This window comes from Chryseobacterium lathyri (genome assembly GCF_030812195.1).
Lineage (GTDB): Bacteria > Bacteroidota > Bacteroidia > Flavobacteriales > Weeksellaceae > Chryseobacterium > Chryseobacterium lathyri_A.
The window spans coordinates 21,648-41,779 of the sequence record NZ_JAUSSF010000001.1 but is presented as its reverse complement, the minus strand read 5'-3'; the positions used below and the strand labels follow the sequence as shown (position 1 = coordinate 41,779).

The following is a 20,132-nucleotide window of genomic DNA, read 5'->3' as shown; positions in this document are numbered from 1 at the left end:
TATTAATTTGAATAACTTCAGCATAATAAACGGGCCTTCTTTTTTTCATATTTAAAACTCTGAAAGTTTCCAGGGATCAAGAACAACTTTTACACATCCGTCCTGTTTTTTATCAAAGATTTCGTATCCCGTATAAACATCTTCAAGAGAAAGGCGGTGTGTAATAATATCATTCAGCTGTACACGGCCACTCTGTACATGATCCATAAGTGTATCAATAATTGGGTGTACATTACACTGTCCTGCTTTTATAGTAATTCCTTTATCGAAAATCTGTCCAAGCTTGAAATTGTCATAGTTCACTGGATAAACCCCTAAAACTGAAACAGTCCCGCCCCGTCTTACGCTGCTCATACAGGCTTCGAGGACTTTTATGGATCCTTTTTCAAAATTCAAAACGGCTTTTGCCCTGTCCAGCAGGTTTCTATCAGGTTCAAATCCTACGGCATCTATACATAAATCTGCACCCCGGCCGTCTGTCATCTCTCTTATCTGCTGGATAACTTCTTCAGCATCTTCCCATAACACTGTTTCACAACCTGTAAGCCTTTTAATCTGGTCAAGTCTGTACTGCAAAGTATCAACAACAATCACTTTTCCTGCATTGTGCAGAATGGCACTTTTTGCAGACATGGAACCCACAGGTCCCGCTCCGAAAATAGCTACGGTTTCCCCACCTTTTAATTCTCCCCACATCACTCCGGTATAGCCTGTAGGAAAAATGTCTGTCAGGAATAAAACCTGCTCATCATTTAGGCCTTCCGGAACTTTTCTGGGCCCAAAGTGAGCATAAGGAACCCTCACATACTGGGCCTGTCCGCCGTTATAGCCGCCATACAGATCAGTATAACCGAACAGTCCGCCTCCTTTTTCAGTAACAAGACCTCCTTCAGGTCCGTAATGTTCCGGGTTGCTGTGCTCACATGCCGTTGGAAGGTCATGCTGGCAGAAGTAACATCCGCCACAGGCAACAGGAAATGGGATGACAACACGGTCTCCCATTTTCAGATGACTGATATTTTTTCCGGTCTCTTCAACCACTCCCATGAATTCATGTCCCATAACCATGGGCCGGAGCTGAGGAATCCCTCCGGAATACATATGCAGATCGCTGCCACAAATAGCCGTTGAAGTTACTTTGAGAATAATATCGTTGGGATCCTCAATTACAGGATCATCTACAGTATCGCACGTTATGATTCCGGGAGAGTGAAAAACTGCTGCTTTCATAATTTCAATATTTAATGGTGTGAAGAGTGTGTTCAGGCAATATATATCTGGTAGTTTCCGGATTAAAATGCCATATAGATTTGAAATCTATATGGCATGATGTGCTCATTTGATTAATCTTCCTGTTCTGCATCAAAGTTGATGAAGGTTTCAGCAATTTCGGTAAGATTATAATCTGTATCTTCTTCTTCCTGAAGTGTTTTTTCAAGCAGGTCTGCAGCCTTATCGTGCCCCATGGTGATGGCAAGCTGAGCCAGGCCCCCGTAGGTTGCAATCTCATAATGTTCTACTTTCTGCGCAGCAATAATCAAAGCTGCGTCTCTAGTCATAGAACCTTCTTCTGTAGATTTTATCACCTCCTCGCCTTCTTTTATGATTCCTTTTATTGCTTCACATTCTTTTTTTGCAGGAGTCTCATCAATGAGTTTAAAGACTTTTTCCAAACGGCTCACATGCTTTTTAGTCTGAAGCTGATGGTCTTCAAATGCATCTTTCAGTTCTTCGGTTGTTGCTGCTTCCTGCATTTTTTCCAGAGCCTCGATGATGGCATTTTCTGCGAAATAAATGTCTTTAAGAGCACTCACGAAGAATTTATGCAGCGGAGAATTTTTCATTTCATTTTTGTCTACCGAAGCATTATCTACTTTCATCTTTTTATCTGCTGCAGATGTGTTTGCATTGCCTGCAGATGTGGCTGTGCTATTTTCTGTTGTTTTTGTTGCCATGATATATGTATATGATGTGGTGTTAAAACTTAAATTAAAAGACTACCTCTTTACAGCTTTATAAAGAGGTAATCTAAAAAACTATGAATTATTACGTCTGCCTCCAAATCCTGATCTACCTGAACCAGAGGACCTTCCGCCGCCATGAGAAGCCTGTCCTCCCATTCGGGCAATCCTGGTACGTTCTGCCTTACTCATGGATGCAAAACCTCTTCTTGATGTTCCATTTCCTGAATTTCCTGAGTTAGAATCACGATCCGATCCACTTCTTGAGCCTGAACCTCTTGAACTACTGCCTGAGCCTGATCTTCCTGAATTGGAAGATCTTCCGCCTCCATGGGAAGCTTCTCCTCCCATACGGGCGATTCTCGTACGCTCAGCTTTACTCATGGATGCAAAACCTCTTCTTGAAGTTCCGTTTCCTGAGCCTGAAGATGACCTTCCTCTTCCTGAAGAGCCAGAGCCGGATCTAGAGCCTCCTCTACCTCCGGAAGTAAATCTTCCCTGGCTGTCTCTTTGTTGATTACCTCCTCTGAAACCTCCTCTTCTTCCGGAGCTTCCACGTCCTCTGTTATCATCTTCGTTATCATATTCATCATCGTCATAATCTTCGTAATCATCATCTTCCTCGTAGTCGTCATCATCATAATCGTCATCATCATAGCTGTTTTCATAATCATCATAATAATCCTCATAATCAGAGAAATCATCATCATAATCTTCATCTTCAGATGCATCGTTATAACCATGGTCATAACCTAATTGATAAACTTCCTCTAAAGTAGATCTTTCACTATTTGAAGAATTACTTCTTGAACTACGATTGTTTGAATTTCTAGTGTTCATAACTGAATGTTTTAATAAAAATTAATATATAAGTGATGTATTGCAGTTCCTAACTAGTATCAGAAAAGCAATGGTTTTGGTGTATTGATAATAATTTTCATTAAGCTGAACAGCTTACATGTAACTTCCATTAAGGAAGGATTCAGATCTTTAATCAGTTTGATATTTCAAATTTACAACGGAATAATCCTCTTGTTTATGACTCGCATCATATTGGATAATTTAATATAAAATTTTTCTGTTGATGATCTTCAGAATGTTGAATTCAAATAAAATAAAAATATACAAGCAGGAAGAGCCCGGAAATACAGATTAGCTCCATAGAAAAAACCTTCCAGAGTAGGAAGGCCAGAATATATGGGGTCTAAAAAAGTGTTTAAAAAAAGCTATAGTTGTCTTTCTTCTTCTCCTCTGTATCTGAACTGATGATCTCTTGTGCCAGCTAAAATACCTGTTTCCAGAAAGCCTTTGTTATAATTGATTACTTTTCAAATGTATCTACTTATTCTTTTGCAGTTTATGAGCTAGATCACAAAGTATACTTTTTCTTAACCTTAACCCCAGCGGTTAGGATATGGGATTAAAATTAAACGTTTTCAAGTCTATTTTTTGTGCAAAAAGCACTAAAGAAGGAGTAATTGCAACAACTGTACTTTACCTGATGAGTTAATACAATTTCAAATATGGACAAATCATGTGATCATCTGAAAATCTGTTGGGCGAAATGATATAGAGATCTTCTCCAGGTAAGCCATTCATGGTAGGTTTCAGGGGATTTGTATGGGAAATAAGGATAATTATTCCTGTTTAAAAAATCCTTCAATAATTGATCAAATTTAAAAAACATGATGTCTTCTTTTTCTCCTATTCCAATAAAAAAGTAAGGCCTTTTCTTAGACTTCAGCAAGTTTCCGATGGGAAGTTCTTTAAAAGGTTCTGCCTCAGTTCCTTCATAAATCACAGGACTGAATGCTCCGATCGCTGAAAATATTTCAGGATGAGAAACCCCGATAAGCATAGCCTGATAACTGCCACGGGAAAGCCCTGCGATGGCTTTTTCACCTGAAGCTTTATATTTTTTCTCTATATAAGGAATCAGCTCCCGGATAACGATTTCATCAAGATTTTTGGAAGAAAGCACCGTTCTGGAATAGCTGTCCGGCATTTTTTCCTGTTCCGGGTTTAAAGCAACTCCATAATCCATGACCACGATCATTTTCCGGGCCTTTTTCTCTGCAAAAAGATTGTCCAGAATATTAAGGATATAGCCTTGTTTTTCCCAGCCTGTAATATCTTCTCCAGTGCCGTGGTAAAGGTATAAAACAGGTAATTTTTCAGATCCGTAGCCGGGTGGGAGATATACTTTAAAGTTCCGTTGGCTTTCTGTTATTTGTGAATGTAAACTGTCATTAACAATTTTTCCATGTCTTACATTTTTTTCTATGAAAAAGTCTTCCCCGGAAGGAACTTCAATTCCACTTGTGGGCTGGCTGTACCCGAAATACAGCTGCGTATTGGGATCGTTTGTACGCTGACCATCCACATTGAACCAGTAATAATGAAAACCTATTTCCATGGGTGTAGTGGAAATGTTCCAAAAGCCATCCTTATCTTTGGAAACAGATGATTTTATACTTTTCATCCCATCTCCTCCATCCAAATGTACAGATTTTGCATCCGGAAAATAAACACGGAATTCTGCTTTTTTCCCTGCATCTATTTTAGGAAATTCCTTTCCTGGTAAAACCGTTGAAGAAATTTTATACGTTTGGGAAAATATCATGGAAGAAAACAAAACGAGAACTAAAGGTATTTTTTTTGAGTACTGCATTATTGTATGTTTAAAATATAAAATGTTTGCGGTCAGACTGTATTTCCACAGGAAAACATGTAATTCTGTAGATCTTTTCAGATTAAATACGGACTTAAATGCGTTTAACAATGTAATAAGCCAATTCACCATCTGTTCTTTTCAGATTATCAGTCTGATTAAAACCTGCTTTCTTCAATACTTTCTGTGAGCCTATATTATTCAGGTCCGTTACGGCTACAACCTCATCTGTTTCAGTGTTTAAAAAGCAATATTTTACAAGCGCGCGGCTCACCTCCGTTGCTATACCTTTGCCCCAATATTTTTTCCTCAAAGTATATCCTATTTCAATCTGACCGGGTATATCTGCAAAGTTCCTGGCCAGGCACATACCGATAAAATCATTGTTTTCAGAACTGAATATTCCAAAACGGCCAAACGGACCTTTAAGATAATCTTCCAAAGCTATTTCAAACATTTCCGTATACTGATCAGGCGAACGGTATGGAAGGTATTCTGTAACCTCAGCATCTTCAAAAAGATCACAAAACAGGTTTCGTTCCTCTGGTAAAAATTTACGGATCATAAAGTTCTGATCCTGATGTAAAATACGCATATTAAAATTCTAATGATGAGAAAGTAAAGGTACAAATTAATGCTTCGTCACAATAATGCAGCATTTAGTACTTCTGCAGACCCATATTTTAGTTTCTAAACATGCTGTCTTTGAAAATAAGCCTCCCTTTTCTAGTAGCCTTTAAGGCCGATTGATTATCTTTGAGTAAACAGAAGAGCAAGTATAACACGCTTCTTTGAAATTGTTTAATAGATCAACCCTTAAATATGAAAAACATTTTATTTTCAATTGTATTATGCTGTTCGATGATTACAACTGCTTTTTCCCAATCGAAAGCTTATATCCCCGTTTCAAAAGAACTCTATGATACTATCATAAAAAAAGACAGTATTCTCTTTGCTGCTGCCAATTCCGGCAATATTGATAAACTGAAGACCTTCTTTACTGAAGATCTTGAGTTCTTTCATGACGTTGGCGGCCTGGCAGACTATAAGGAAACGGTTGACAATTTCAGCAGAGTAGCTAAAAATTACTCTTATACCCGGAGAGTTTTGGTTCCGGAGTCTGTGGAAGTATATCCCATTAAGGATTATGGAGCTGTACAAACCGGAATTCATCAATTCTGCCGCCTTGAAAACGGATCCCTGATTAACTGTGGTACATTTAAGTTTGTTCACGTATGGAAAAAGACTCCCGATGGATGGAAAATTTCAAGAGTGGTCAGCTATGGACACTAAATACAAATAAATTTATAAACGTCCCCAACAAATGATTTGCAAACCTCCCCACATATAATGCTATACATAATATCAACAGATCCTCCATCATGGATATTAAAAAAAAATCTTACTTTTGCTTGAGATAATAAAATTGTTTAAAAGCTTTTTATTAGTAATTTTAAAACACAAATTTATAAAACATTAAAATTCCTTCCACATGAGAAAAATAATTCTACTCATTACATGCATGTTCGGCATTTCAGTTTTTTCGCAGATCAAAGTGCTGAAAAATGAAAGCTTGGTGGAAATTGGCAAAGATAATTCCGTAGGTTTATATAAAAAAGAGGATAAATTTACCATCAACTATCAGGATCTTAATACAAGTAATCTGAATACCATAAGGTCTTTTTCCTTCCAAAACCTGGACAGCGATGTATCCGGGCTGTATAAACTGCTCATGGATGGCTTCATATCCACCCCGGACGAAAATATTATCCTGGAACTTCCTAATGATATCATTGAACTTCATTACGAAAAAAATTACGGACAGCCTACCGTACAGTTTATCCAATACATTAATAAAAACCGCAAGTATGTTGGAAAATCACAGTTCCTGACCAGAAAGCAGATAGATAAGGTATTTGGAAAAACGAACGGAAAGTCTGCAATGTATGAGAAGCCTGCCACGATGCACCAGATCAATGGTACAAAGTCTGCAAATCAGGCATCTACTGCCTCACCTTCTTCAAACAATGGCAGTAAAAACAAAAAATCAAAGAAATAATCGGATTATTTTTTCCCTATTACTGAACTCATTCATTCGGATGGGTTTTTTATTTTTAAATAAATCAGAGGTAATATTATTATTTCTAATATTGCTCAATCGTAAATAACGAAATGAATTTTTTATTTTTTACTTTTGCAGAAAGACATTACTTATTATGCCGCTTCAGATAATCAATTTAACCAAAAAGTTTGGGGAACAGACCGCACTAGACAACATCAATATTTCTATTGATAAAAATGAGATCATTGGTCTCCTGGGTCCGAACGGAGCCGGAAAATCCACCCTGATGAAATCTATTGTCGGAGCATTAAAAATTGATCAGGGCGAAATTATCTTTAATGGAATGAATATTTCCGAAAACGAGATAGAAAGCAAGAAAAAAATAGGTTTTCTTCCCGAAAATAATCCGCTATATCTGGAAATGTATGTCAGAGAATACCTTCAGTTTGTCTCCAATATTCATAAAATTTCTTCAGCCAGAGTAGATGAAGTAATTGAACTTGTAGGCATTACTCCGGAAAAATCAAAAAAGATCGGACAGCTGTCTAAAGGATACAAACAGAGGGTTGGGCTTGCCCAGGCCATCATTCATCAACCGGACCTGTTGATCCTGGACGAGCCTACCAATGGATTGGATCCTAACCAGATCATCGAGATAAGAAATGTAGTAAAAGAGATTGGGCAACAGAAAACAGTACTTCTGTCTACCCATATTATGCAGGAAGTGGAAGCGCTTTGCTCACGTGTCATTCTAATCCATAAAGGAAATATCCTTCAGGACTGCCCTATCGATGAATTTAAAGGCAGGTTCGACAGCCTGGAAGAAGCCTTTGCAAGCTATACGGCTGTTTCTTAATTTATTCATGGAAATTCACAACACTCACGGACAGAACGTTATCAAAGTTCTGTACGATGGTTTTGCCAGCTGCTTAATCATCAGGCGTCCTGTGGCCGTTAACTGGCCGGATTCCAGAGGGAGTGTGGGTGAATATTATGCGGTATCTGAGCTCTCTGAGAAAGAGAAAATAACATTGACCGACAGCCTTAACCATGCCCTTATGGATGGAACCGAAGACGAGATTATGGCTGGAATTAAGGATTTTCTTACTCTTTTTGAGAATGGCAGTTACCAGGTCAATCTGGGTAAAATTCCGTTTGACAATTCTAATTTTTATATGGCAAGGCCTTTACCTGTTGACGAAAATGTTCCCGTCCGAAAGAGGTTTTCCGGCTGGTTCTATCCTTTCCAGGATTTTAATTATCTGTATACTCTGGAAAGTAAAAGTATAGATCCAAAAAGAATAGAATATTACATAGATCTTATCAGAAAAGGAGGCCGCCCAAAGCCTATTATATTTTACAGTCTCTACCATTTGGATCCGATGATGAGCTGTGCCTTTGTTCTGGACGGGCACCACAAAATAGAAGCGTATACCCGTCTTAAAATGGATATTCCAGCAGTTTTTATTGTAAAGGATAATAACGATTACAGTCCTGCATCAGAAATCATGCATGGGGCACATCGCCTGCTTCAGGATATTGAATTTGAACATCTTTTTCAGAACAACGATGAAAATTTACCCAATATTAATTTTATCAATGATAAAATACTGACCAATGCTTTGGATAAAATGCTGAAAGAATCAGAAAGAATTGATGTCGCCATCATTGAAATTTTGATCAGGCATTATCAGCGCGGTTCTATAGATGAAAGAAAATGGCTGGACAGACGGCTCGAGTTCTTAAAGGAAAACATTCACCTTAGCTTTTTTAGTTTTAAAAAGGGTTTAAATGTATACTCACCCCAATATTCGGAAAGACATAAGACCAATATATGGTTCCTGACAACGCTTAAAAACACCATGGAACTGAATGCATGGATCAAAGAAACCATCTTACGATAAATATCCAATGGCTTCATATTTGATTGGTTATTAATCTAACCAATAACCCAAATTGTAATGATCAAAAGAATTTTATTAGGAGCCTTTTGTATAGCTCAGTTTTCTTTAGCTTACGCAATCGAGAAACCGGTAGCAGTATCCAATTCTATTAGTATTTCTAGCAAGATACTCTCTTCTCAGCAAGTCCCGAAAACCGTGATCATCAAAACAAAAAAGTTTAAAATCAGGATCGACAAACAGCCAAATGGAAAATATCTTTACCAGTCCTGGGCTGCCAATGCCAGGCTCACTTCAAAGCCGAGTATGATTATCAGTGACGGTGAGTTTATCCCGGATGGTTCCGGAGGAAATTACTATTTCAATTTTGTAAACAAGGGTCACACCTATCAGATTTGGAGAAATTACCTTACTGATTCAGCTACCAAAGCACCTTACACCCTGACCGTGAATGATGAGAATGATCAGGAAATTGTACGCCAGGACGGATTTGTCGTGAAGAAATAAAATAGTATTATAAAGCTTAACCTATATGTCCTACTAACCTACAGATTATACTATTTCAGGAACAGTACACTGTGGAATTTGTGTAATCTGTGGGATTTTTATAATTTCAATTTATTGTATATATAAGCCTATTACGAACCAAACTGTCTCAGCTGTGTATGGAAACTGCTGGTTTCATAGCTTTCTTCAGCAGCTTTATATCCTATGTTAAAAATTTCTTCCAGCCGGTCTTTTTTACGTTCAAAAGTTCCGTAAGAGGAAAGTTTTTGGGAAGAAATAAACCAGTCACAATAATCGAATTTTCCTTTTTCAACCCTGTAGGAAAGAAGGTCGTAGGAACGGGAAACAATGGCTTTAATGGATTTCAGGTCTTTAATATCAATATCATGTGGCGGAGATACGAAAACGCCGATCAGTTTATCACATTCTTCTCTGATGATATCTGCAGGAAAATTGTTCAGTACGCCTCCATCGCAATACATTTCTTCGCCAATGATGTATGGCGTTGTAACTCCCGGAATGGAACATGATGCAATAATAGCATCCACCACTTCAAAGTTTTCATCAAATATTTTCTGGGTTCCCGAAACCAGCTCTGTGGCTACAATTTTCACTTCCTTTTTCAGATCTCCCAATTTCATATCATGAAAAATAGGCTTAAGATAATTTCTGAAAATCACGGAAGAAACCAACCCCGGCTGGTTGAAAGTAAAATGTTTCCAGTTGAAGAAATATACAGAATTGAAGAATTCCAGGATCTCGTCCGGTGTTTTTCCCGCCGCATGCAAACATCCCACGATAGATCCAGCGCTGCAGCATGACAGCACATCAATATCTATTTTTTTTTCTTCCAAGAATTTTAAAACTCCTGCATGGGCGATCCCTTTGGTACCACCTCCTGACAAAACCAACCCTGTTCTCTCAAAATTCATAGAATAAAATTAAGAAAAGAGGACGAGAAAATAGGGTTAAATTTTATAAATATTGCATTTAGAAGTATTTTAACAGTCTGATTCCATTAAAGTCGGTTAAAAATTATTTTGGACGTCTGTCATAAAAGATATTATTTAAGCAGATATTCCTGCATAAAGCGGATCACCGCAAGACGCTGAAAATCTATATTTTCTTTCTTTCTAAATCCGTGGCCTTCGTTTTTAGCCTCCAGATACCATACTGTTTTTCCCTGTGCTTTCAATTTATCCCTCATCTGAACAGCTTCAGTGACAGGAACCCTTGGATCATTGGTTCCCTGGATGATAAACATTGGCTTTTTGATCCTGTCAATGTTATTCAGAGGGGCAATTTTCGTGAAAAATTCAGCCATTTTAGGAATTCTTTCGTCGCCATATTCCACCCTTCTCAGGTCTCTTCTGTATTCTTCCGTGTTTTTAAGGAAAGTATTAAAATCTGATATTCCCACAATATCTACGGAACATCTGATCTTATCGGCATACTCATAAGCTGTGGCTAAGGTCATAAAACCTCCGTAACTTCCGCCCATGATCATAATTCTGTCCTTATCCAGCTCAGGCTGCTTGGCAATCCAATCCAGTAAAGCTCCAATATCTTTCACGGAATTCATTCTTAAATACCAGTTATCGGCAGCAATAAATGTTTTCCCAAATCCGGATGAACCTCTTACATTAGGATAAATCATGGCAACTCCCATTTCATTGGTAAAATAGTTTGAAGATCCTATAGAGGAAGCCATAGACTGGCCTTCCGGACCGCCATGTATATTAATAATCACCGGTCTTTTTCCTGTAAATTTAGAAGCCGCAGGATAATAAAAGCCTGAGATCTTCATCTGGTCAAAGCTTTTCCATTCTATAAGCTTTGGAACAGACATATCAGAAGGCTGCATTTCGCCCTGCTCACTTTCCGTCCATCTTTCTATGTTCTGGCTGGCCATATCCATTCTATAAACATCTGCTCCGGAATCGGCCGCGGATCTTGAAAAATAAAGGGATTTTCCGTCGTTGGAGAATTTCACACCACCAATTAGACCGGTGGGAATCTGACTTACAGGTACATATTTTTTGGTTGCTGTATCAAGGATATACAGCTTGTTGATTCCGCTTTCGTTTGTTACAAATGCCAGCTTAGACTGATCTTCAGAAAGATTATAATTTTCTACATCCCAGGAAATGGAAGAGGTAAGATATTCGCTTTTTTTTGTTTTTAAATTTAAGAGAGCCAATCTGCTGAATTCATTATCCCGGTCTGTGATATAGAAAATTTCGTCAGGATTTTTACTGAAAGAAGCATTATCCTGCACCACTCCTTTTTCCTTTCTGTCGGTAATAGGTTCCAGTTTTTTGGTTTCCAGATCATATATATAGAGATAAGAATCATTAGCAGAAACATATTCTGCAATCAGAAGTTTTCTGCCGTCCCCGGAAAGATCAGAGATTCCCCAGCCACCGCCTTTTACTTCCAGCACCAGCTGTGTATCTTCAGGTTTTAAAGGATTCATATAATAAATATCCCTGTCGCCGCCGTTTCTTTTAGTGGATGAAAAATAAAATCCTGAACCGTCTTTTTTCCAGGTTACTCCGCCATTCTGGGATCTTCCGCCGTCTGTAAGAAGTTTGGATTCCAAGGTTTTCAGATCAAGCTTAAAAAGCTGCCCGAATTCATTTCCCCCCGTATCTTTCGTGTAAATCAGGTAGTCTCCTTTTACAGGCTCGTAGGATGCTGTTCCGACAGGTTCGTCAAAGAATGTAATCTGTTTTCTTGCTCCCATTGGGACAGAAATCTTATGAAGCTGATTGGTAGATGCAAAACGGGTCACAGCAATAATCTCTTTTCCATTAGGATGAATGCTTGCAATACCTGCATTTCTGCTTTCAGAATACTTTTTAATAGCCTGATTCAGGTTTTTAGGAATAGGCAGGATATTTTCGGAAATAAGATTCTCATTGGGGCTTACAAAATCGTTTTTCGTCTGTGCATACAGGAGCCCTGTGAACAGAAAAGCAAGAATAATATATTTGTTTTTCATTCTTAAATTTTTCCCTGAATTTACAAAAAACCACAGACATCATCCATGGTTTAATTTATTTATAAAAGTCTCTATATTACTTTTTATCGTACCGTTCAAGGATTTTTATTAAATCTTTATCCTCAACCATCCCGTCTATCAATAGTAAAAGATCAGGGTACGCTCCAAATATTTCCTTCAATTGCGCCTTTGCTCCCGGTGCTCTAAAATATATTTCATTAATACTTTTATTCTTCCGCATGATCAGATAATCCGTATTTTTTGTTTCGTAGGTATAGATCGGGCCGTTGTAGAAGCTCTTTCTGTACCATTGCGTTTTATTTCCGCTATACATCACCTGAAGCAACCCGGAATCTTTAGAAAGAACGGACTTTGAGTTAACAAATGTTCTTTTAACTTTTTTAAGATCCTTTATTTCCAGGTATTTAATATCATTTTCATTCACCTTCAGCTTTTTCCCTGAAGGATCCAAAACTGTGATATACCTGATGTAAGTTGCCGGAGAAAACTCTTCATTATCATACAATCCAATATTCAGAATTTTTGTTTTTAAGGTGTCTTTAGAATTTTTCAGAACATACTTTGCAGGAAAATATGTTTCTTTCTGAGAAAATAAAAAATTAGAACAAAGCAAAAGAAGTAATAAATTTATCTTTTTCATAATTGCGTAAAAAAAGCCCAGAACAAATCTGAGCTTTAAATATAGTTATTAATATTTTAGTTATTAATATACTTTTCAAAAATCGCTGAAAAGTCTTTCTGGTTGTATCTTTCAAAACTGTTTTTTGACCAGTTGAAAACATATTCATTAACATTCTGCAGTTCCTGGCTTTTGGATACGTTCTCCTGTTTTCCTGCAGCCACTGTGGTAATCGCTTTCTGAAGACTGTCTACAGAGAAGCCTAAAAGCGACTGATTGTGGTGCACTTCCTGCTGGATTGCCAAAAGAGCTTTATAAAGGTCTTTTAACTGATCTATCTGGCCTTTACTCACACTGATCATCAATGGAACATTTCCGATATGGAATGAGATTTCCACGTCAAGGTCAATGGTTCCTGCAGTCTGCAATGCTATGTTGGAAAAAGGGAACTGATAGTATTCGTATCTTTTTAAAATCCTTTTTTTATCCAGAGCACTTGCTCCGTCAATATGAATTAATGCTCTGTTTGTAAAGCAATATTCATCTCTTTTAGATTTGATTAGGAAGAAAATTTTCTCATTATCTTCGGACAAAATATAATCATCGGAATCTACTTTGTCATAATCCTGAGAAGGAATGATCTTTCCAATATCGCCAAGGCCTAATGCTTCTGCAGCAAGTTTTTTAAACATCTTTGAATAGCGTTATTAGTTAATTAAATTGATTTAGGATTTAGATGTGGATTACTTCACCGTAAGCTGCTGCTGCTGCTTCCATAATCGCCTCAGAAACCGTTGGATGCGGGTGAATAGATTTAATGATCTCATGACCCGTAGTTTCCAGTTTTCTGGCAACTACTGCTTCTGCAACCATATCTGTAACTCCTTCCCCGATCATGTGGCATCCTAACCATTCACCGTATTTGGCATCAAAAATAACTTTGATGAAACCGTCTGTATTTCCGTTAGCAGTAGCTTTACCACTTGCGGAAAGAGGGAACTTCCCTACTTTGATCTCGTATCCTTTTTCTTTAGCCTGCTTTTCTGTAAGACCTACAGATGCTACTTCAGGGTGACAGTATGTACATCCAGGAATATTGCCGTAGTCGATCTTCTCAACATGCATCCCCTTGATTTTCTCAACGCAGGTGATGCCCTCAGCAGAAGCAACGTGTGCCAAAGCCTGAGTAGGAATAATATCACCGATCGCATAGTAACCGGGAACAGAAGTTTCGTACCATTCGTTCACTAAAACTCTTCCTTTATCGGTCTGGATACCTACTTCTTCCAATCCTATGTTTTCGATATTGGCAGCAATACCTACAGCAGAAAGTAAGATATCAGCTTCAAGAGTAATGTTTCCGTTAGCTGTTTTTACAGTCGCTTTAACACCTTCTCCGCTTGTATCAACGCTTTCAACCGATGCGTTGGTCATGATCTCAATTCCTGTCTTTTTAAGAGATTTTTCCAAATGCTTGGAAATTTCCTCATCTTCTACAGGAACGATGTTCGGCATAAATTCTACAACCGTCACCTTAGTTCCCATTGTATTATAGAAATCGGCAAATTCTACTCCAATAGCACCAGAACCTACAACGATCATAGATTTCGGCTGCTCAGGAAGAGATAATGCCTGTCTGTATCCGATTACTTTTTTACCATCCTGAGGAAGGTTTGGAAGTTCTCTTGAACGTGCTCCTGTTGCGATAATGATGTTCTCTGCTGCATATTCGGTTACTTTACCGTCTTTATCTGTAACAGAAACTTTTTTATCTTTCTGAACTTTAGCTGTACCAAGAATCACGTCGATCTTGTTCTTCTTCATAAGGAATTCAATTCCTTTGCTCATTTTGCTGGCTACGCCACGGCTTCTCTGGATCACATTTGGAAATTCAAAGCTGGCTTCCACTTTATTCAGACCATAGTCTTCAGCATGGTTGATATAATGAAAAACCTGAGCAGACTTCAGTAAAGCTTTCGTAGGAATACATCCCCAGTTCAGGCAGATACCTCCTAAGTTTTCTTTCTCGATAATTGCAGTTTTGAAACCCAATTGTGCTGCTCTGATCGCTGTAACATAACCGCCAGGACCGCTTCCGATGACAATGATATCGTAGTTCATTATTTTAAAAATTTTTATGCGAATTTAAGGAAAAATATTGGATGTTATATGTTCTACTATTTCATATTTCACTGAAAGCTAACTTCATTTACCGATTACCGTTCAACTTGTTATTTTTCTGAATCTCTTTTTTAAGTAAATCATTAATAATATCTAAAGTTCAGACAGTATAAATAAAATCTCCAGGATGTAATTTAAATATTGAAAAGCGAAACAATCATCTGTAAATTAATATTTTATAATATTTTTTATACTTTTACAGAAAAATAAACATATAATGAAAACAAAGAATATTATTTCGTTCTTTCTCTTATTGAGTTTGACCTTTAGCGCGCAGGTTGGTATTAAGACGTCTACCCCTAACAGTACTCTAGCTGTTGCAGGCTCTCTGGGAGCAGACTATAAGCAGATTACCGCGACCACTTATACTATTACGGCTACAGATCACTATCTGACGTATAACGGAGCAGCCAATGCTTCTTTTACACTTCCGGTCATCGGAACCGGTACAACAAGTTATACGGGAAGAATTTATAAGATAAAGAATATCTCTGCATCCAGTATTACACTTCAGGCATCCAGCGGTAATACTCTGAGAATAGACAATACTCCGGTTGCTTCTTTTGTGATTCCTACAGGCGCATATGCTGAAGTTGTGAACAACAGCAATACTACCGGAGGAACCTGGGATTTGTCCTTTACTGTTCTCCCTAAACCGAGCAATGTAGAAATTTATGGGGTACAGCTTTCTATTCCTCCTCATGCCAATGGAACGGCTCCTGTAGCAGACTGGTCGAACCATACAACAACAGCCTATGATACCGGAACAGGCACAGATGCATGGTGGGTTATTAGTAAAACGTCTACAACCTATGCCCATACATCCACTTATTCCAATGCAAGCAGAATGATGATTGTATATGAATATCAGGGTACGCCCTTCAATGTTACCAATATGTATCCTATCTTAACAGCAGGGAACAATTCCAGTTTTCCGGATATTTTTACAACCTCCTTTGTAAGTCTTGCGAATATCAGCGGAAAAACCAGGCTTACCGTTTCTGTTTCCCGTATTGACTTTATAGGAAGTAACGGATCGAATAACAGTAACTGGACCGGAACCTTCCTTCTTAACTTACTACTGGCCAGGAAATTATACTAAAATGAATGAAGACTAAATTCTAAAAAGACTGAATAATTATAGAATAAAATAAAGAAAGCCGTTTCACAGGATGTGAAACGGCTTTCTGGTATTTCAATTTTATACTAGTAGAACTGTCGTATTACATTTTTTTCAGCAATCTTTTCTGGCTTTGGTATTTTTGGTTTAAAGCCTTTAACTGATCTCTCTTCATTTTTTTAGTGGCAAGTGGATGATTGAGGATCAGTTTCTTTTCTTCATTGTATCTTTTATCCAGCTCACGCGATTTAATGTTAATCAGTTCACTTTTGGATGGATGTGGAGGAGCCGGAGGACGTTTCTGGGCATTAACACTCATTGATAGGCCTACTAGCAATAGTGCTGATATAAAAAACTTTCTCATGACAATTATTTTTTTAAATGATCTAATTATTCTTCAATTAAATTCATTCAGGTTTAAGTAAATATTACATATATCATACCATAATTTTTTATCATCTTCAAATCCTATTACAGGTCACAGTTGATAAGGTCACATTAACTTCAGAATACCCGCACTCTGTTTGACTGTGTCCTTAGTTATTCAGCAGATCAGTCAGGGCATTATCGAGCTCCGGATAAGAGAACCGGAAGCCGTTTCTGGTAAGTTTTCCAGGATAAACGTTCCTGCTTTTGAGTAAAAGTTCGGTTTCTGTATTCAAAAAGAGAGAAGCTATTTCCAATTGCCATACGGGAGCATTCAATCCAAAAGGAATTTTCAGATGTTTTCTCATCTTTTTCATAAGATCTTCGTTAGAGACAGGATTGGGGGCAGTAATATTGATAGGGCCAGATGCATCTTCATGGTTAATGATCCATTCAACAGCTTTACAGAAATCATCAATATGGATCCAGCTTACTTTTTGCTCTCCCCGCCCATGTTTTCCACCCAATCCAAATTTTGTAATCGTACGAAGCTTTGGAAAAGCACCGCCATTATTCCCTAAGACAATAGAAGTTCTCAAAGCTGCTTTTCTTACATTTTTGTTATCAATCTTGAAAAATTCTTTTTCCCAGCTTTTGCAGATATTCATAGAGAAATCGTCTCCAATGATACCGTTTTCTTCTGTATTGAGCTGTGTTTCTGAATGAACATAAATGGTTGCAGAAGCTGCGTTCAGCCAGATTTTGGGTTTAATGGCACATTGATCAACAGCCTGTTGCAATATTCTAGTACTGTAGATTCTTGAAGTATAAATTTCTTTTTTATTTTTTTCGTGATACCTGCAGTCTACAGTTTTACCGGTTAGATTAATCAGAACATCAGCTCCGTCAATGCTGTTTTTCCATTCACCTAATGTCCTGGCATCCCAGTATATTTCGTTATCACGTTTTGGCCTTCTTGTCAGAATAAAGACCTGATCATTCTTTCCTCTAAAATATTTTTCAAGGCTTTCACCGAGAAATCCGGTTCCACCGGCAATTATTACTTTCATTGCTTGAGTTTTTTGTTGTAGTGTTTTATTCTGCTATATGTTCGCAGATTTGCTAATTACGCAGATTTATTTTTCGTTTTGCTTCTTGTCAGTGCTTTAAAAGTCATATAATGTATTTCTTTGTATTCACTTCAATTTCAGAACCTTCTGCAAGCATTACTGAAACAGGCATACGCTCATTCAGGAACTCAAATTCTTTTCCATAAAGGGCGCTGAATTCTATATCCAGCTGATAGTCTTTAATCTCATAATGATCCCACTTCGGATGGCATACTTCATATTCTGAGGTTTTATTTTTTCTTTTGGTGAAACCGAAATAATGTTCTGTAATAAATTCAAATTCCGAATCATTTTCCATTGGCTTTGCAGTACAGTCGGCTGTGATCCGGAGTGAATGCCAGCTTTTGTCTTTCCAGGAATATCTGACTGTCAGTTCATTATCATTCACCTGGATGGTGTTGTCCATTGGCATTGTTTTATAATTTTCTTGATAAAATGTATTGGCTACAAAGCTTAGCGCGTATTTGGGAACAATCTCTTTGATAAAAACCACCCCTCTTTTCCAAGTGTTCTTTTCTTTCTTTTTAACGTAAAATCTGAGGTTTACTTCTTCGAAATTCCTGTAAAAAGGAATTGAGAGACCCAGCAATCTGGTATTTAAAAACATAAATCCAACCAGACTCACATAGCATTTTCCGTGATAGAAATCGAGTTCCGTGCCTTCAGGAAGATATTTCTCCAGAATTTCAGGATCTATTTCGTAATTGATGATGGCCAGTTTCTGCCATTCTGCTTTTAGGAAGTTCATTTTTTGTTGGTTATTTGGGATTGGTCTGGGATGCGGATTATTCGGATTAATTAACTGTTTCTGCGGTTTTTTTAATTAATTCATTCCGTTCCAGTAAGAAATTTTTCATATAATCTTTAAGGAAAATGTGATTAAAAAATCTTCCGATCATTCCCAGTGGAGATTCAAATTCGAAGATATCGATCATTAATGTGCTGTCATTTTTCTTTTTGAAGATATGTTGATGTTTCATGGTTTTAAATGCTCCTTTAAGCATTATATCGGTAAACCGAAATGGTTTTTCCATGCTTATGATTTTTGTGGTTAAAGTCTGGTTGATTCCTAAATGTTTTGCTTTCCAGGTAACAGTTTCACCTTCTTCAATAAGGCCGGAGATTCTTCCTGCTATTGCCTTTTCATTGGTTTTTCGTGTTGACTTTTGATGGAGGTCAATATCTCTCGCCAGATCAAAAACTTGATGAATGTCTGCTTTGATGAGGGTTTCTAAATAAATTGTAGCCATTATTTTAATTTTAAAAGGTAAGCCAAATAATAAATGCCAAAGCTGTTATTCTGAACAGGATCCATGAAATGGTAGGAAGATAGTTCAATTTCAGGAGTCTGCATCGTCTTAAATGTTCCAGGAACATCATCAATACAACAATTCCGAAGTAAATGATATAAAAAGAAGGTGAAAAATTGGTCAGTAAAGCAGGAATCAAAAGCAGCGTTCCGATCAGAGAAACTGTCATCATATTTCCGAGATAATCCCAGATTTTATCTTTTAAATAGATTCTCAGAAATACAGTCTGCCAGATAATTTGTCCGATGCAAATGCCCAATTCTCTTGTAAAATTATGATTCAAGTTAAATCCCAGTTTTCCGGAAAATATACTTAACATGTAAGCTGAAAAGAGAATCACAAACACAATATACGCCACTCTGTATTTCAAATTAAAATCAGGAACACAGGCCTGTTCAGTATCATCTTTTGCTGATGGAATGATCTGTTTCCGGTTGTAAGACACAAACGAATACAATTTTTTGAAAAACCAGTACAAAGGTTTGATCCTGGCAATTTTTCCCAGCAGTGGAAAGGAATTTCCAATAATCAGAAGAAGGCTGTCCAATCCATACACAGCTTCATTTTTATTGTGATCTATCAATGCAATCTCGTTTTTTGCACGGTTGAAGTCTATGATGGATTTATGGTTCGCAGATATTTCCGTAAAGGCTTCTCTCCCATTCTCATCAAGCATTCCAAGTTTTGTAAAACCTTTAGAATAAATATTGCACATAGGACATTCATTGTCGTAGATCAGGGTGTGGTTTTTTAAGGTTTTCATCGCAATTATTTATAAGATTTGTAAAGTCTGTAATTATCATAGATGTAGATTACGGCCATAACCGGACTGTAAAATAAAGAGGCAACTAAGACAATCAAGAGCAATTCAGCGATGTCTGGATGTACCTTCAGACCGAATACGAGCAACAATGAGATCCAAACTGGTAGAATTAAAATCCCATAAATGGTATATAAAACAGATTTTTTTCCCGGTTGAAAAGCTCTGATCAAAAAACTAACGAACTGTGGAATACCTACCACAAAATAAAATGCTCCACCAAATGCTCCTATACTTTCGATTATAATTCCAGCAACCAAGATTACCAATTGAATATAGAAATCATATTTCGCAAATGTTTTCATGATCATTTATTTTAAAAGGTTAGGAAATCCCCACGGGTTCTTTTATTGTTGGATCTGAAAGTGATATACATCCAGATCTTAAAGATGAGTGTTTTCATTCTTTAGGTATTTTTTATTAAACATCTTATAAATATTATATTTTCAGTAATTTTTG

Annotated in this window: 22 protein-coding genes; 6 read left to right on the top strand and 16 right to left on the bottom strand. The window is 37.3% G+C overall.

Going from position 1 to position 20,132, the window contains the following annotated elements:
• Positions 1-51 precede the first annotated feature (51 nt).
• From J2T03_RS00210 to J2T03_RS00190, 5 genes are all read right to left on the bottom strand, one after another.
• Positions 52-1,230 (bottom strand): zinc-dependent alcohol dehydrogenase, encoded by a 1,179-nt coding sequence (locus J2T03_RS00210; RefSeq protein ID WP_307208770.1) that lies wholly within the window; start codon positions 1,228-1,230, stop codon positions 52-54.
• Between the two features lie 113 nt (positions 1,231-1,343).
• Entirely contained in the window at positions 1,344-1,955 is a 612-nt protein-coding gene (locus J2T03_RS00205; protein WP_307208768.1) for a ferritin-like domain-containing protein, read from the bottom strand.
• A gap of 81 nt (positions 1,956-2,036) precedes the next feature.
• On the bottom strand, positions 2,037-2,801 hold the full coding sequence (locus tag J2T03_RS00200; protein WP_307208766.1) for a KGG domain-containing protein: 765 nt from the start codon (positions 2,799-2,801) through the stop codon (positions 2,037-2,039).
• A 700-nt stretch (positions 2,802-3,501) separates the two neighbouring features.
• Positions 3,502-4,632 (bottom strand): alpha/beta hydrolase-fold protein, encoded by a 1,131-nt coding sequence (locus tag J2T03_RS00195; RefSeq protein ID WP_307208763.1) that lies wholly within the window; start codon positions 4,630-4,632, stop codon positions 3,502-3,504.
• Between the two features lie 94 nt (positions 4,633-4,726).
• Positions 4,727-5,227: a GNAT family N-acetyltransferase gene (locus J2T03_RS00190; protein WP_306846274.1), complete on the bottom strand. Its 501-nt coding sequence runs from the start codon at positions 5,225-5,227 to the stop codon at positions 4,727-4,729.
• Positions 5,228-5,454: 227 nt separating this feature from the next.
• On the opposite strand from J2T03_RS00190, the gene J2T03_RS00185 reads away from it, so the two are divergent.
• The 5 genes from J2T03_RS00185 (at position 5,455) to J2T03_RS00165 (ending at position 9,102) form a co-directional block, all read left to right on the top strand.
• A complete protein-coding gene (locus J2T03_RS00185; protein WP_306846275.1) occupies positions 5,455-5,925 on the top strand; it encodes a nuclear transport factor 2 family protein in 471 nt (156 codons plus the stop codon).
• A 199-nt stretch (positions 5,926-6,124) separates the two neighbouring features.
• Positions 6,125-6,691: a hypothetical protein gene (locus J2T03_RS00180; protein WP_306846276.1), complete on the top strand. Its 567-nt coding sequence runs from the start codon at positions 6,125-6,127 to the stop codon at positions 6,689-6,691.
• A 157-nt stretch (positions 6,692-6,848) separates the two neighbouring features.
• Positions 6,849-7,550, top strand: a complete 702-nt coding sequence (locus J2T03_RS00175) for an ABC transporter ATP-binding protein (protein WP_307208761.1) — start codon at positions 6,849-6,851, stop codon at positions 7,548-7,550.
• 7 nt (positions 7,551-7,557) lie between these two features.
• Entirely contained in the window at positions 7,558-8,598 is a 1,041-nt protein-coding gene (locus tag J2T03_RS00170; RefSeq protein WP_307208759.1) for a hypothetical protein, read from the top strand.
• 57 nt (positions 8,599-8,655) lie between these two features.
• The gene (locus tag J2T03_RS00165) at positions 8,656-9,102 is read left to right on the top strand and encodes a hypothetical protein (RefSeq protein ID WP_307208757.1); all 447 of its coding nucleotides are present in this window, start codon (positions 8,656-8,658) and stop codon (positions 9,100-9,102) included.
• A gap of 131 nt (positions 9,103-9,233) precedes the next feature.
• Here the strand turns inward: J2T03_RS00165 and J2T03_RS00160 are convergent, their stop codons facing one another.
• The 5 genes from J2T03_RS00160 to lpdA all read right to left on the bottom strand — a co-directional run bounded on the left by J2T03_RS00160 (position 9,234) and on the right by lpdA (position 14,867).
• Positions 9,234-10,034: a patatin-like phospholipase family protein gene (locus J2T03_RS00160; protein ID WP_307208755.1), complete on the bottom strand. Its 801-nt coding sequence runs from the start codon at positions 10,032-10,034 to the stop codon at positions 9,234-9,236.
• A 131-nt stretch (positions 10,035-10,165) separates the two neighbouring features.
• Positions 10,166-12,106 carry a S9 family peptidase gene (locus tag J2T03_RS00155; RefSeq protein ID WP_307208752.1) on the bottom strand — a complete coding sequence of 647 codons (1,941 nt, stop codon included), beginning with the start codon at positions 12,104-12,106 and terminating at the stop codon, positions 10,166-10,168.
• Positions 12,107-12,182: 76 nt separating this feature from the next.
• A complete protein-coding gene (locus tag J2T03_RS00150; protein WP_307208750.1) occupies positions 12,183-12,767 on the bottom strand; it encodes a hypothetical protein in 585 nt (194 codons plus the stop codon).
• A gap of 56 nt (positions 12,768-12,823) precedes the next feature.
• Positions 12,824-13,438 (bottom strand): PH domain-containing protein, encoded by a 615-nt coding sequence (locus tag J2T03_RS00145; RefSeq protein ID WP_307208749.1) that lies wholly within the window; start codon positions 13,436-13,438, stop codon positions 12,824-12,826.
• 40 nt (positions 13,439-13,478) lie between these two features.
• Positions 13,479-14,867 (bottom strand): dihydrolipoyl dehydrogenase, encoded by a 1,389-nt coding sequence (gene lpdA / locus J2T03_RS00140; RefSeq protein WP_307208747.1) that lies wholly within the window; start codon positions 14,865-14,867, stop codon positions 13,479-13,481.
• A gap of 277 nt (positions 14,868-15,144) precedes the next feature.
• On the opposite strand from lpdA, the gene J2T03_RS00135 reads away from it, so the two are divergent.
• Positions 15,145-16,029: a hypothetical protein gene (locus J2T03_RS00135; protein WP_307208745.1), complete on the top strand. Its 885-nt coding sequence runs from the start codon at positions 15,145-15,147 to the stop codon at positions 16,027-16,029.
• A 121-nt stretch (positions 16,030-16,150) separates the two neighbouring features.
• Here J2T03_RS00135 and J2T03_RS00130 read toward each other — a convergent pair whose 3' ends face one another.
• The 6 genes from J2T03_RS00130 to J2T03_RS00105 all read right to left on the bottom strand — a co-directional run bounded on the left by J2T03_RS00130 (position 16,151) and on the right by J2T03_RS00105 (position 19,978).
• Positions 16,151-16,411: a hypothetical protein gene (locus J2T03_RS00130; RefSeq protein ID WP_306846286.1), complete on the bottom strand. Its 261-nt coding sequence runs from the start codon at positions 16,409-16,411 to the stop codon at positions 16,151-16,153.
• A 172-nt stretch (positions 16,412-16,583) separates the two neighbouring features.
• Positions 16,584-17,483 carry a TIGR01777 family oxidoreductase gene (locus J2T03_RS00125; protein ID WP_307208744.1) on the bottom strand — a complete coding sequence of 300 codons (900 nt, stop codon included), beginning with the start codon at positions 17,481-17,483 and terminating at the stop codon, positions 16,584-16,586.
• A gap of 103 nt (positions 17,484-17,586) precedes the next feature.
• On the bottom strand, positions 17,587-18,291 hold the full coding sequence (locus J2T03_RS00120) for a YqjF family protein (RefSeq protein ID WP_307208742.1): 705 nt from the start codon (positions 18,289-18,291) through the stop codon (positions 17,587-17,589).
• Between the two features lie 46 nt (positions 18,292-18,337).
• Entirely contained in the window at positions 18,338-18,793 is a 456-nt protein-coding gene (locus J2T03_RS00115; protein WP_307208740.1) for an SRPBCC family protein, read from the bottom strand.
• 10 nt (positions 18,794-18,803) lie between these two features.
• The gene (locus tag J2T03_RS00110) at positions 18,804-19,616 is read right to left on the bottom strand and encodes a DCC1-like thiol-disulfide oxidoreductase family protein (RefSeq protein WP_307208736.1); all 813 of its coding nucleotides are present in this window, start codon (positions 19,614-19,616) and stop codon (positions 18,804-18,806) included.
• 5 nt (positions 19,617-19,621) lie between these two features.
• Positions 19,622-19,978 carry a hypothetical protein gene (locus J2T03_RS00105; protein ID WP_307208734.1) on the bottom strand — a complete coding sequence of 119 codons (357 nt, stop codon included), beginning with the start codon at positions 19,976-19,978 and terminating at the stop codon, positions 19,622-19,624.
• Positions 19,979-20,132 lie beyond the last annotated feature (154 nt).